The sequence below is a fragment of the Sphingobium sp. RAC03 genome, from assembly GCF_001713415.1.
In the GTDB taxonomy this organism is placed as follows: Bacteria; Pseudomonadota; Alphaproteobacteria; order Sphingomonadales; family Sphingomonadaceae; genus Sphingobium.
In genome coordinates this window covers 2,912,313-2,924,521 of sequence record NZ_CP016456.1, presented here as the reverse complement: position 1 = coordinate 2,924,521, position 12,209 = coordinate 2,912,313, and the positions used below count along the sequence as shown (strand labels likewise).

Sequence of the window (12,209 nt, the reverse complement as noted above, 5' to 3'; positions counted from 1 at the left end):
TCATGGCCACACGCTCCAAGATCGACCCCGCCTTCCTCGACCAGGACGGCAAGCCCCTCTTCCACTTGGGGGAGGAACCGCATCATCCCGAAGGCTCCAGCACGTCGCTGGGCTTCTGGATCTACCTGATGAGCGACTGCCTCATCTTCGCCTGCCTGTTTGCCACCTATGCGGTGCTGAGCGGCAGCTATGCCGCGGGGCCAGGGCCGCGCGACCTGTTCGACCTGAACCTCGTCGCGCTCAACACCGCGATGCTGCTCTTCTCGTCCATCACCTATGGCTTTGCCATGTTGTCGATGGAAAAGAACAAGATTGCAGCGACCCAGGGCTGGCTGGCCATTACCGGCCTGTTCGGCCTCGCCTTCCTTGGCATCGAACTCTACGAATTCGCGCACCTCATCCATGAGGGCGCGACGCCGCAGCGGTCGGGCTTCCTGTCCGCCTTCTTCGCACTGGTCGGCACCCACGGGTTGCACGTCACCTTCGGCATCATCTGGCTGGTGACGCTGATGGTGCAGGTCGCCAAAAAGGGGCTGATCCCCGCCAACCAGCGCCGCCTGATGTGCCTCAGCATGTTCTGGCACTTCCTGGACGTCATCTGGATCGGCGTCTTCACCTTCGTCTATCTCATGGGGATGCTGCGATGAGCGCGCACGATCACGACACTCACGGCGAGGCGCATGGCGCCCACGGCACGATGGGCAGCTATATGATCGGCTTTGGCCTGTCGGTCCTGCTGACGGCCATCCCCTTCTGGCTGGTGATGACCGGCTATTTCGCCAATACGCAGACTACCGCGCTCGTCATCATGGCCTTCGCGGTCGTTCAGATCGTCGTCCACATGATTTACTTCCTGCATATGAACACCCGTTCGGAAGGCGGCTGGTCGATGATGGCGCTGATGTTCACTTTGGTCCTGGTGGTCATTACCTTGTCCGGTTCGATGTGGGTCATGTATCATCTCAACACCAACATGATGCCCGCCATGACGCATGACATGAGCCAGATGCCGTGACACCTACATGCTTCTAGCAGACATCCAGAACCACAACGGTTTGGCATTGGCGATTGTGTAGTTCTCAAACCTGGCACCAAAATCCTCCCCTGCAAGGGGAGGGGGACCACGAAGTGGTGGAGGGGTGTCGCCCTATCGATGGGGCGACACCCCTCCGTCTGGCCTGCGGCCCGAAACCTCCCCTACTAGGGGAGGATGACCGATGACATCGGCAAATAAGGTGAAATTTCCGATCGGCGTGACGCTGATCGCGACATTGCTGTTTATGACCCTATGTACGCTTGGCATTTGGCAGGTCGAACGGCTGGCGTGGAAACGCGATTTGATTGTCCGGGTCGCTGTCCGCGTTCACGCCCCGCCGGTGCCAGCGCCCGCCAAGGCGACCAAATCCGACGAATATCGCCGCGTCGCCGCGACCGGCACTTTCCTCCACGACCGCGCGACCCTGGTACAAGCGTCGACTGTCCGCGGCCCCGGCTTCTGGGTGCTGACCCCGCTCCGGCGCTTGGACGGCTCGACTCTGCTGATCAATCGCGGCTTCGTGCCGCCCGACGCCCGCACCAGTTACACCCGCCCGACGGGGCCAGTCCGCATCACCGGCCTGCTGCGCCTGACCGAACCGGGCGGCGGGTTCCTGCGCGACAATGATCCCGCCGCCGACCGCTGGTATTCGCGTGACGTCGCCGCCATCGCCGCCGCCCGCGCCCTGCCCGCCACGCTGCCTTACTTCATAGACGCCGATGCGGGACCGCAGCCCGACGCCCTGCCGATCGGCGGGCTGACCGTGGTGCAGTTCCCCAACAACCATCTTGTCTACGCCATCACCTGGTTCGCGCTGGCGGCGATGGTCGCGGGTGCCTATATCTTCGTCATGCGCCAGTCAGGAAAAGATCGCCGGGCATGAAGGGCAACACGCCCCTGCGCGCGCGCTGGCTCCCCAGCCAATGGTCGGCCGATGCGGCCGGGCGCAAGAATATGGCGCTGCTGGTCCAGTTGCGCTGGATCGCGATCGCGGGGCAGGTCGCGACCATCCTGATCGTCCATTATGCCATGGACATCCGCCTGCCCTTCCCGTCCATGCTGGTGGTCCCCTGCATCGCGGCGGCCATGAACCTTGGCAGCATGATGGTGTTGCGGCGGCGCACCGATATCTCTCATGCCGAACTCTTCCTGGCACTGCTGTTCGACGTGCTGGCGCTGACCACCCAACTGTATCTGAGCGGCGGCGCGACCAACCCCTTCATCTCGCTCTATCTGGTGCAGGTGGCGCTGGGCGCTGTCCTGCTCCACCGCTGGAGCGTCTGGGGCATCGTTGCCATCTCCTCGCTCTGCGCCGCGATGCTCTCGCTCTTCTACCGCCCCCTGGATCTGAGCGAAGCGTTCGAAGGCCGCCTGTTCGACCTGCATATCATCGGCACCTGGATCTGCCTCACCATGATCGCGGTGCTGCTGGTCCTGTTCATGACCCGCATCACCCGCAACCTGCAACAGCGCGAAGCCTATCTCGCCCGGTTGCGGCAGCAGGCGGCGGAGGAGGAGCATATCGTCCGCATGGGCCTGCTCGCATCGGGCGCCGCGCATGAACTCGGCACCCCGCTCGCCCAACTGGCCGTCGTGCTGGGCGACTGGCGCCACATGCCCGAAATCACTGGCCACCCCGCCTTGGTCGAGGAAGTCGGCGAGATGGAAACCGCCATCAAACGCTGCAAGGCGATCCTGTCGGGCATATTGATGTCGGCCGGCGAAGCGCGCGGCGAAGCGCCGCAAATCACCAATGTCCGCGATTTCGTCGATGCCATCGCCCGCGACTGGCGCAGCGCCAATCCCGGCATGCCGCTGCGCTGCGACTTTGGCCCGCACGACTATCCCCGCATCGTCGCCGACCCGGTGATCCGCCAGGCCGTCACCAACCTGCTCGACAATGCGCGCGAAGCGGGCGCGACCTATATCGACATGCTCGTCAGCCGCGACAATCGCTGGCTCCACATCGCCGTGCGCGACAATGGCCCCGGCTTTAGCGAAGAGATGCTGGCCGATGTCGGCAAACCCTATCGGTCGAGCAAGGGCAAGCAGGGCGGCGGCCTCGGCCTCTTCCTGGTGGTCAATGTCGTGCGCAAGCTGGGCGGACGGGTGAATGCCAGCAACAGCGTAGAGGGCGGCGCGATGATCCTGCTGCGCCTGCCGCTCGCAACTCTGGCTCTGGAGGAGGGCAAGAATGACGTCTGAACGGCTGTTGCTGATCGTCGAGGATGACGAAGCTTTCGCCCGCACGCTCAAACGCTCGTTCGAGCGGCGCGGCTATAGCGTCCTGCTCGCCGACAGCCTGGAATCGGTCAACGCCCGCCTCGCCGACCACCGCCCCGGCTTTGCCGTCGTCGATCTCAAGCTCGGCCCCCAGTCCGGCCTCGCCTGCGTTCAGGCGCTGCACGCCCATTACCCCGCGATGCTCATCGTCGTGCTGACCGGTTTTGCGAGCATCGCGACCGCCGTGGACGCGATCAAGCTGGGCGCCACCCATTATCTCGCCAAACCGTCCAACACCGACGACATAGAGGCCGCCTTCGCCCGCTCCGGCGGCGATCCCGACACCCCGCTCGCCCCCCGCCCGACGTCGATCAAGACGCTGGAATGGGAGCATATCCACGAAGCGCTCAAAGACAGCGACTTCAACATCTCCGAAGCCGCCCGCCGTCTGGGCATGCATCGCCGCACCCTGGCCCGCAAACTGGCCAAGCGCCAGGTTGGTTGACGGCGCATTTCCGCCGTGGCAATGGGCAGTCGAACGCGGGTGTAGCTCAATGGTAGAGCAGCAGCTTCCCAAGCTGACGACGGGGGTTCGATTCCCCTCACCCGCTCCAAACTCACCGATAGATTAATAAGGCGCGTCAGCATCCTTTGGCGGGATCGCGCCCCGCCGTCCGATATTCCATCCGGCCAGCCGATGCCCGGCCAGCGCGGCGTCCGCCGGTGTCGCCCCGCCCAGTCGGGCGTGCAGATAGCCGCCGTTGAAGGCATCGCCCGCGCCGCTTGAATCCACGACGTCCAGCGATCGGGGAATGGGTACGATCTGCCCGTCGACCAGGCAGCCATCGCCGCCCAACTTGACGATGATCTCCCGGCCCTCACCCGCGCCCCAGCGGGTCGCGGCATCCTGCGCATCATCCGCCTCGCCCATCTCGACTTCGTCCGCCAGCGTCGGCAGGCCAATATCGGCCAGCGCAATCGCCCGGTCGCGCCAGTGCCGCGCAGTGGCCGCATCGTCCCACAGGCGCGCGCGGTAATTGCCGTCGAAGGCAACCTTGCCGCCCCGCGCCCGCACCGCCGCGCACAGGTCCAGCAACGCCTCCCGCCCTTCATCGGGCAGGATGGCAAGCGTGATCAGCGAGAAATAGAGCAGGTCCGATTGCGCCGCCGCCGCGACCATCGCCGCGCTGCCGGGCAGCACGAACATCCGCCGTGCCGCCGCTTCGCTGCGCCAATAATGGAAGCTGCGTTCCCCGCTCGCATCCGTCTCGATCGCATAGAGGCCGGGCAGCCGGTCGGCAGCGCGCAGCACGAGCGAGGTATCCACGCCCTCGGCCTCCCATGCCGCACACAGCTCGGCGCTCATCGGGTCGCTGCCCATCGCGCTTGCCAGCCGAACCCTGTCGCCCGACCGGGCCAGATGCACGGCCGTATTGATGACATCGCCGCCATAGCGCAGGTTCCAGCTGTCGCCCGTCCCCCGGCTCAGTTCCAGCATGGCTTCGCCAATCACTGTGACCGTCACACCCTCGCCCATGCCCACATCCCGTCCAGCCAAACCCGTCTATGTCGGGGCGTGGTGGCGCAGAGCGGCCGTCCAAGTCAACCCATCCCACCGTTCGCATCTCCGCCTTCCTACCATGTGGAACGATCGGGCGGCTTTAGCGTTTGCCTGAAGGCAAGGGGATGACGTCATGATCATGGCGTCCTGATCGGGACTATAATGAACAAGGGTCTATCCGGTTATACGGGCAACCGCTTCGAACTGCTGGTTCAGAGCGTTACCGACTATGCGATCTACATGCTGGATGCCGACGGCGTAGTGGTCAGCTGGAATGCGGGCGCGGAGCGGTTCAAGGGCTATGCCGCCGACGAGATTATCGGCCAGCATTTCTCCCGCTTCTACACGCCGGAAGATCAAGCCACCGGCATTCCCGCGCTGGCCCTCTACACCGCCGATCATGATGGCCGGTTCGAAGCCGAAGGCTGGCGCGTCCGCAAGGACGGCACGCAATTTTGGGCCAATGTCGTCATCGACCCCATCCGCGATGCGCAGGACGGCCAATTGCTGGGCTTTGCCAAGGTCACGCGCGACTTGACCGAACGGCGCGCGGTGCAGGAAGCGCTCCGCACCAGCGAGGAGCGGTTTCGCCTGCTGGTCGAAAGCGTCACCGACTATGCCATCTACATGCTCGATCCGGTGGGCACGATCACCAGTTGGAACATGGGGGCCGAACGCTTCAAAGGCTATAAGGCCGACGAAATCCTAGGCCAGAATTTCGCCCGCTTCTATTCGGAAGAGGATCGGATGGCGGGGCTACCCTCGCGCGCGCTCCACACCGCCGAACGCGACGGCCGGTTCGAAGCCGAAGGCTGGCGCATCCGCAAGGATGGATCGCGCTTCTGGGCCAATGTCGTCATCGACTGCATCCGCGATTCCCATGGCCAGTTGCTCGGTTTTGCCAAGGTCACCCGCGACCTGACCGAACGGCGCGAATCGCAACAGGCGCTCGACGCCGCGCGTGATGCCATCATCCAGACGCAGAAGATGGACGCAATCGGCAAGCTGACCGGCGGCGTCGCCCATGATTTCAACAATCTTCTCGCGGTCATCGTCGGCAGCCTCGACCTTGCCCGTCAACGCATCGCGAACGGCGCGGATATCAGCCGCTATCTCGACAATGCCATGGCGGCGGCCGAACGCGGCGCGACGCTGACGCAACGAATGCTGGCCTTCGCCCGCAAACAGGAATTGAAACTGCAGAGCGTCGATCCGGTCGCGCTGGTGCTGGGCATGGCGGAACTGCTGCAAACGACGCTGGGCGGGGCCATCGCCATCGAAACCCGCTTCCCGATGTCGCTTGCCAATGTCCATGCCGACCCGGCGCAGCTCGAACTCGCCATCTTGAACCTCGCGGTCAATGCGCGCGATGCCATGCCCAATGGCGGCGACATCATCATCGCGGCGCAAGGCTGGACCATCGAACAGGGCGACCGGCCAGACCTGTCGCCTGGCGCCTATGTCGAGCTGTCGGTCGCCGACAATGGCGAAGGCATGGACGCCGCCACGATCGAGCGCGCCCGCGAACCCTTTTTCACGACCAAGGGCGTCGGCAAGGGCACCGGCCTTGGCCTGTCGATGGTCCATGGCTTCGTCCAGCAATGCGGCGGATCGCTCACTATCACCAGCCAACCGGGCGAAGGCACGACCGTCTCGCTCTGGCTCCCCGTGTCGCAGGCTGGTCCCGCCGCCGACATCATAGCGCCCGTCGATTACAGCAATAACCCCAGCGTCCCCCTCGTCATCCTTGCGGTGGATGATGACGAACTGGTGCTGACCAACACCGCTGGCATGTTGGAGGATCTGGGCCATACCGTGTTCCGCGCATCGAACGCCGCCGAAGCCTTGCGGATGCTGGAGCAAGGCGATGTCGATCTGGTGGTCACCGACCATGCCATGCCGGGCATGACCGGCGCGCAGCTTGCCGACAGGATCGATCAGATGCGGCCGGGATTGCCGGTCGTCATCATCACCGGTTTCGCCGAATTGCCACCCCATGCCAGCCGCCGCCCGCGCCTCGACAAGCCGTTCCGGCAGGCCGAACTGGCACGGATCGTCGCCACCGCCGGACATGCCGCCGCCGCCGCGCGCACGGCCCATCTCCTGCCGCCGGTCGACGGCGAATAGCGGGGCAGCAAGGGATCGACCGACCGCTATCATCGCGCAAACATCGGAAAATTGCGCGATTTTGGTCGCTCCGCCCTTGCAAGCAGGGGCGAGTTCGCCAAAGGGAGTGACAAACACCCCACCTTCTCCTCCGGCCAGCAGGACTGCATGGACACGCCCACCGCCCTGACCCCGACCTCGCATTTCTTCACCTCGCTCCGCACCCGGCTCCACTATCTCGATTGGGGCAATAGCGCCGCACCGGTCTTGATCCTGGTCCATGGCGGCTTCGATCATGGGCGCAGCTGGGACTGGACGGCACGCGCGCTGGCGAAGGACTATCATGTCATCGCGCCGGACCTGCGCGGCCATGGCGACAGCGCCTGGTCGCCCGACGGCTCCTATATGATGGCCAATTATCTCTATGATCTGGCCCAGCTGGTCGACCTGCTCGACCGCCCGCCCGTCACCATCGTCGGCCACTCGCTCGGCGGATCGATCGCGCTGCGCTATGCGGGCCTGTTCCCGGACAAGGTCCAGCGCATCGTCGCCCTCGAAGGGCTTGGCCTGTCGCCTGATCGGTTGAAGGAAAAGGCCGAGGAAGCATCGCTCGACGTCTGGCGGCAATGGATCGACACGCGCCGCGCCAATGCCCGCCGCACGCCCAGACGCTATGCCACGATCGAGGCTGCGATCGGCCGCATGCGCGAACGCAACGAGCATCTTTCGGTCGAACAGGCCCTTCACCTCACCATCCACGGCGTCAACCGCAATGAGGATGGCAGCTTCAGCTGGAAGTTCGACCCTTATCTCAGCAGCGCCGCGCCGCAGGCGGGCTCAGACGCAGACCTGCCCGATTTCTGGTCGCGCATCACTTGCCCGACCCTGCTGTGTCTGGGGCAGGATAGCTGGGCGTCAAACCCGGCGAAGGACGGCCGCATGGCGCATTTCGCCGATGCGCGGCTGGTCGAATTTCCTGACGCTGGCCACTGGCTGCATCACGACCAGTTCGACCGCTTCATCGCCGAGCTGCGCGCCTTCCTATGAGGTGAAACCGTCGATCGCCGACCGATATTGCGCCTTCAACTGCGCGATGAAGTCGGCGGCGGGCTGCACCTGATCAATCGCGCCGATCCCTTGGCCACATCCCCACACGTCGCGCCACGCCTTCTTGTCGCCCCCGGTCATGCTGGCAAAGTCCATTTCGGTCGCCTTGGGCAGATTGTCCGGGTCCATGCCCGACGCGACGATGCTGGGGCGCAGATAATTGCCATGGACGCCGGTAAACACGTCGGAATAGACGATGTCGCCCGCGCTGCTGTCCACGATCATCTGCTTATAGGCACCATCCGCATTGGCCTCGGTCGTGGCGATGAAGGGCGACCCCATATAGCCAAGGTCCGCCCCCATCATCCGTGCCGCGGCGATCGCGCGTCCGGTCGCGATCGACCCCGACAGCGCCAGCGGCCCATCGAACCAGGCGCGGATTTCCTGCACCAGCGCAAAGGGCGACAACGTACCGGCATGACCCCCTGCCCCCGCCGCCACGGCGATCAGGCCATCGGCTCCCTTCTCGATCGCCTTCCGGGCGAAACGGTCGTTGATGACGTCGTGCAACACGATACCGCCATAGCTATGCACCGCCGCATTCACCCGCTCCTGCGCGCCCAGCGACGTGATGATGATCGGCACCTGATATTGGACGCACAGGTCCAGATCCTCGTCCAACCGGCTGTTGCTCTTGTGGACGATCAGATTGACGGCGAACGGCGCGTCCGCGTCCGTCAATTCCGTGCCCAGTCGTTGCAGCCACTGTTCGAACATACCCGACGGCCGGGCGTTGAGCGACGGAAAGGCACCGACAATCCCCGCACGACATTGGGCGATCACCAATTCGGGCTGCGAAATGATGAACATCGGCGATCCGATCAGCGGCAGCGACAAGCGGCCTTCGAGCGCAGACGGCAGGGACATGGGCGGACTTTCCTCTCTCTTTTGCCCTACCGCGCTATCATCGCGCAGCGTCGCGAAAAAGAGCAAAAGGAACTGTGTTGATGACATAATACAGTTGTGGTAGCTTCGTGCGGTCGAAACCGACAGGAGAGCTGGACGATGTATAGCGAAGGCGACTTGCAGGATGCCGTTACGGCGGGCGTCCTGTCACCGCAGGCCGCGCAGGCGCTGCGCGATCATGTCGCTCAGTTGCGCGCCAGCCCCGTGGTCGATGAAGAAAATTTCCGCCTCCTGACCGGCTTCAACGACATATTCGTCGCCATCGCCGGTATCATCCTACTCGTCGCAGTCGGCTGGCTCGGCAACAGCGTGCGACTCGGTGCGGCGGAACATCATCCCTCCTTCATGTCGGGCGCGCTGGTCGCGGCGGTCAGTTGGGGTCTGGCGGAATATTTCACCCGCCAACGGCGCATGGCGCTGCCCTCCATTCTGCTGCTCGCGGGCTTTGTCGGCGGTGTCGCCTTCGCGCTGGGCGCGTTGGCGGCCCAGATATTCCCCGACGTCGGCGATCGGGTGGCTTCGCTGATCATATCGGGCGTCGCGGCCGTCAGCGCGCTGGCCGCCTGGATGCACTGGCGGCGCTTCATGGTGCCGATCACGGTCGCGGCGGGCGCGGCAGCCGCCGCTGGCGTCGTCGGCGGCCTCGTCCTTGCCGCCTTCCCCGGCGATATAAGGCTGGCCTATCTGCTGCTGCTCGCCGGAGGCCTCGCCATTTTCGCGCTCGCCATGCGCTGGGACATGAGCGATCGGACACGCACCACGCGCCGCGCCGATGTCGCCTTCTGGCTGCACCTGACCGCCGCACCGATGATCGCCCATTCGCTGTTCAACCTGCTCGGCGTGTTCCGGGGCGACGACATCAGCATCGGCAAGGCGGTCGTCGTGATCCTGCTCTACATCGCCTTCGGTCTGGTCGGCCTCGCGATCGACCGGCGCGCGCTGCTGGTCTCCAGCCTCGCTTATGTCCTCTTCGCCCTCTACGCCCTGTTCAAGCAGGCGGGCGCGGTTGAACTATCAGCCGCCTTCACCGCGCTGGTAATCGGTTCGTCGCTCCTGCTGCTCTCGGCACTCTGGCACAATGCCCGCATTCTTGTGGTGGGCACTTTACCGCCGTCTCTGACCAACCGCCTCCCCTACGCTTGATCCACCCCCTCCCGCCAGCGGGAGGGGCAGCGAGACTTACCGAGCCGAAGGCGAGGTTAGTCGCAGCGGGGTGGGCCAACGCCCACTTTACCCCTCGACGACCCGCATCAATTTCCGCTCGACCGGCGCCAGCACATTTTGCAGATCCTGCCCGCGCTTGAGGATTTGACCACCCTCCCCCACCAGCACCCACATGCCCTGCCGATGGCGCAGCGCGGGTCGCTTCTCGATCCGATATTCAGGGCGCTCGGCGGTGCGGCGAAAGGCGCTGAAGATCGCGGCCTCGCGCCCCATGTCCATCGCATAGTCGCGCCAATGTCCGGCGGCGACCATCCGGCCGTAGAGGTCCATGATCCGCTGCAACTCCAGCCGCTCGAACCCCACCTGGCGCTCGCCCGGCCCCGTTCCTGAATGGGGAAACGGCGTCACATTGCTCATCAGGCCCGGTCACGCTCCTGAAACAGGCTGGCGTCATCGGGCAGCGACGGCCGCTGCTTTTCGACCATCAATTCGGCCAGCCGCTTCTGCAACTGCTCGACCTCGCACTGCAGCAGCTCCAGCTTCTGCTTTTCGGGATCGAAACAGTCGGAGCAAGGCGTGCCATAGGGCATGAAATCACGCTGATAGGCCGTGACGTCGACCAGCATGGCGCGCGCCGGTATGCCGACCATGGTCGCGCCTTCGGCGACATCCTTGGTCACCACGGCATTGGCACCCACGCGCGCGCGCGCGCCGACCGTCACTGGCCCCAATACCTGCGCGCCCGACCCGATGATCACGCCATCGCACAAGGTCGGGTGCCGCTTGCCCGCAATCCCGTTTGCCGGGTCGGTCCCGCCCAACGTCACATTCTGATACAGCGTCACATCGTCGCCAATCTCGGCCGTCTCGCCGATCACGGTAAAGCCATGGTCGATGAAGAAGCGCTTGCCGATCTTCGCACCGGGATGAATGTCGTTCCCGGTCAGAAAACGCGACAGATGGTTGACCAGGCGCGCCAAGAAATAGAGCCGCGCCCGATAGAGCCGATGCGCAATGCGATGATAGCCGAGCGACCAGACGCCCGGATAAAGCAGGATTTCCGCGCGGGAGCGGGGCGCAGGATCGCGGCTCTTCACCGAATCCAGATAGGAAATGAGATTGCGCAACATCGACGCGCCCCTGCCTGACAAAAACTAAAGCTGGCCCCGATATAGAGGAGCGACGCCAGTTTTTCCAGAGAGGCGAGAAAGAGGCCATATCTGGCCCCAAACGGAACCTTGCTTTACAGGAAGCGATATGCCTATCATCTGAGTAGACAATCAGGTCAAGGGAAACGGATGATCGACGCCTTCATCGCCAATTTCGGTGACATTTTGCCCTTCATCCTGATCGGCTTCGGCGCGCAGATGATCGATGGCGCGCTCGGCATGGCCTATGGTGTGATCTCCAGCACGCTGCTGCTGGCGCTTGGCGTACCACCCAGCCGCGCTTCGGCCAGCGTCCATGCCGCCGAAACCTTCACCACCGGCGTCTCGGCGATCAGCCATATCCTGCACAAGAATGTCGACTGGCGATTGTTCGCTCGCCTCATCATCCCCGGCGTCATTGGCGGCGTCGCAGGTGCCTATCTCCTCTCCAATATCGACGGGGCGGTCATCAAGCCGTTCGTCCAGGTCTATCTGGCGTCCATCGGCGTCTACCTCATCTGGCGCGGCTTCCATCTGCCGCCCAAGGCGCGCGATCCCAAATGGGTGGCCCCGCTCGGTCTGGTCGGCGGCTTCATGGATGCGACGGGCGGCGGCGGCTGGGGGCCGGTTGTCACCTCCAATTTGCTGCTGCAGGGGGCCAGCCCGCGCCACACGATCGGCACGGTGAACAGCGTCGAATTCATCCTCACCCTCTCGATCAGCATCACCTTCCTGTTCCATCTCGGCTGGGAAACCTTCACCACCTATACGGTCGGATTGCTGATCGGCGGCGTGGTCGCGGCCCCCTTTGGCGCGATCCTTGCCCGCCGCGTGGCCCCCCGCGTCCTGTTCACGGCGGTCGGCATCATCCTGACGCTAACGTCGCTGTTCGGCGTCGCCAAATGGCTTGGATTTATCGGCTAAGGAACTTATATTCGACTTTCTGATCGAGGAAGCC

Annotated in this window: 13 protein-coding genes and 1 tRNA gene; 10 read left to right on the top strand and 4 right to left on the bottom strand. The window is 64.2% G+C overall.

The features are described from left to right. Positions 1 to 2: 2 nt before the first annotated feature. The 6 genes from cyoC (at position 3) to BSY17_RS18705 (ending at position 3,873) form a co-directional block, all read left to right on the top strand. The gene (cyoC, locus tag BSY17_RS18730) at positions 3 to 647 is read left to right on the top strand and encodes a cytochrome o ubiquinol oxidase subunit III (RefSeq protein ID WP_069066605.1); all 645 of its coding nucleotides are present in this window, start codon (positions 3 to 5) and stop codon (positions 645 to 647) included. Then, the gene (cyoD, locus tag BSY17_RS18725) at positions 644 to 1,015 is read left to right on the top strand and encodes a cytochrome o ubiquinol oxidase subunit IV (RefSeq protein WP_069066604.1); all 372 of its coding nucleotides are present in this window, start codon (positions 644 to 646) and stop codon (positions 1,013 to 1,015) included. Before cyoC ends, cyoD begins: the two co-directional genes overlap by 4 nt. Before the next feature lie 202 nt (positions 1,016 to 1,217). After that, a complete protein-coding gene (locus BSY17_RS18720; protein ID WP_069066603.1) occupies positions 1,218 to 1,919 on the top strand; it encodes an SURF1 family protein in 702 nt (233 codons plus the stop codon). Then, positions 1,916 to 3,241: an ATP-binding protein gene (locus BSY17_RS18715; RefSeq protein WP_069066602.1), complete on the top strand. Its 1,326-nt coding sequence runs from the start codon at positions 1,916 to 1,918 to the stop codon at positions 3,239 to 3,241. The genes BSY17_RS18720 and BSY17_RS18715 overlap by 4 nt, the downstream gene beginning before the upstream one ends. Then, a complete protein-coding gene (locus BSY17_RS18710; RefSeq protein WP_069066601.1) occupies positions 3,231 to 3,764 on the top strand; it encodes a response regulator transcription factor in 534 nt (177 codons plus the stop codon). Before BSY17_RS18715 ends, BSY17_RS18710 begins: the two co-directional genes overlap by 11 nt. Before the next feature lie 35 nt (positions 3,765 to 3,799). Beyond that, a tRNA-Gly gene (locus tag BSY17_RS18705) sits at positions 3,800 to 3,873 on the top strand. 14 nt (positions 3,874 to 3,887) lie between these two features. Here the strand turns inward: BSY17_RS18705 and BSY17_RS18700 are convergent. Then, positions 3,888 to 4,796 (bottom strand): sugar kinase, encoded by a 909-nt coding sequence (locus tag BSY17_RS18700; RefSeq protein ID WP_069066600.1) that lies wholly within the window; start codon positions 4,794 to 4,796, stop codon positions 3,888 to 3,890. Between the two features lie 186 nt (positions 4,797 to 4,982). Here BSY17_RS18700 and BSY17_RS18695 point away from each other — a divergent pair, with 186 nt between their 5' ends. After that, positions 4,983 to 6,947 (top strand): hybrid sensor histidine kinase/response regulator, encoded by a 1,965-nt coding sequence (locus BSY17_RS18695; protein WP_069066599.1) that lies wholly within the window; start codon positions 4,983 to 4,985, stop codon positions 6,945 to 6,947. A gap of 147 nt (positions 6,948 to 7,094) precedes the next feature. Beyond that, positions 7,095 to 7,973 carry an alpha/beta fold hydrolase gene (locus tag BSY17_RS18690; protein WP_069066598.1) on the top strand — a complete coding sequence of 293 codons (879 nt, stop codon included), beginning with the start codon at positions 7,095 to 7,097 and terminating at the stop codon, positions 7,971 to 7,973. Here BSY17_RS18690 and BSY17_RS18685 read toward each other — a convergent pair. Next, entirely contained in the window at positions 7,968 to 8,900 is a 933-nt protein-coding gene (locus BSY17_RS18685; RefSeq protein ID WP_069066597.1) for an NAD(P)H-dependent flavin oxidoreductase, read from the bottom strand. The two genes, BSY17_RS18690 and BSY17_RS18685, sit on opposite strands and share 6 nt — an antisense overlap. Before the next feature lie 138 nt (positions 8,901 to 9,038). On the opposite strand from BSY17_RS18685, the gene BSY17_RS18680 reads away from it, so the two are divergent. Next, entirely contained in the window at positions 9,039 to 10,082 is a 1,044-nt protein-coding gene (locus BSY17_RS18680) for a hypothetical protein (protein WP_069066596.1), read from the top strand. Positions 10,083 to 10,169: 87 nt separating this feature from the next. Here BSY17_RS18680 and BSY17_RS18675 read toward each other — a convergent pair whose 3' ends face one another. Then, positions 10,170 to 10,520, bottom strand: coding sequence for a DUF2794 domain-containing protein (locus BSY17_RS18675; protein WP_069066595.1), 351 nt, complete (start codon positions 10,518 to 10,520; stop codon positions 10,170 to 10,172). Then, positions 10,520 to 11,233 carry a serine O-acetyltransferase EpsC gene (epsC, locus tag BSY17_RS18670; protein WP_069066594.1) on the bottom strand — a complete coding sequence of 238 codons (714 nt, stop codon included), beginning with the start codon at positions 11,231 to 11,233 and terminating at the stop codon, positions 10,520 to 10,522. The genes BSY17_RS18675 and epsC overlap by 1 nt, the downstream gene beginning before the upstream one ends. 168 nt (positions 11,234 to 11,401) lie before the next feature. On the opposite strand from epsC, the gene BSY17_RS18665 reads away from it, so the two are divergent. Next, entirely contained in the window at positions 11,402 to 12,175 is a 774-nt protein-coding gene (locus BSY17_RS18665) for a sulfite exporter TauE/SafE family protein (protein ID WP_037476605.1), read from the top strand. Positions 12,176 to 12,209: the final 34 nt, after the last annotated feature.

What these genes read in the sequence shown, in the direction of transcription:
- BSY17_RS18690 (WP_069066598.1), top strand. Translation starts at nt 7,095, where the DNA reads ATGGACACGCCCACCGCCCTGACCCCGACCTCGCATTTCTTCACCTCG.
- BSY17_RS18680 (WP_069066596.1), top strand. Translation starts at nt 9,039, where the DNA reads ATGTATAGCGAAGGCGACTTGCAGGATGCCGTTACGGCGGGCGTCCTG.
- BSY17_RS18685 (WP_069066597.1), bottom strand. Translation starts at nt 8,900, where the DNA reads ATGTCCCTGCCGTCTGCGCTCGAAGGCCGCTTGTCGCTGCCGCTGATC.
- cyoD (WP_069066604.1), top strand. Translation starts at nt 644, where the DNA reads ATGAGCGCGCACGATCACGACACTCACGGCGAGGCGCATGGCGCCCAC.
- BSY17_RS18720 (WP_069066603.1), top strand. Translation starts at nt 1,218, where the DNA reads ATGACATCGGCAAATAAGGTGAAATTTCCGATCGGCGTGACGCTGATC.
- BSY17_RS18695 (WP_069066599.1), top strand. Translation starts at nt 4,983, where the DNA reads ATGAACAAGGGTCTATCCGGTTATACGGGCAACCGCTTCGAACTGCTG.
- BSY17_RS18665 (WP_037476605.1), top strand. Translation starts at nt 11,402, where the DNA reads ATGATCGACGCCTTCATCGCCAATTTCGGTGACATTTTGCCCTTCATC.
- BSY17_RS18715 (WP_069066602.1), top strand. Translation starts at nt 1,916, where the DNA reads ATGAAGGGCAACACGCCCCTGCGCGCGCGCTGGCTCCCCAGCCAATGG.
- BSY17_RS18675 (WP_069066595.1), bottom strand. Translation starts at nt 10,520, where the DNA reads ATGAGCAATGTGACGCCGTTTCCCCATTCAGGAACGGGGCCGGGCGAG.
- cyoC (WP_069066605.1), top strand. Translation starts at nt 3, where the DNA reads ATGGCCACACGCTCCAAGATCGACCCCGCCTTCCTCGACCAGGACGGC.
- BSY17_RS18710 (WP_069066601.1), top strand. Translation starts at nt 3,231, where the DNA reads ATGACGTCTGAACGGCTGTTGCTGATCGTCGAGGATGACGAAGCTTTC.
- epsC (WP_069066594.1), bottom strand. Translation starts at nt 11,233, where the DNA reads ATGTTGCGCAATCTCATTTCCTATCTGGATTCGGTGAAGAGCCGCGAT.
- BSY17_RS18700 (WP_069066600.1), bottom strand. Translation starts at nt 4,796, where the DNA reads ATGGGCGAGGGTGTGACGGTCACAGTGATTGGCGAAGCCATGCTGGAA.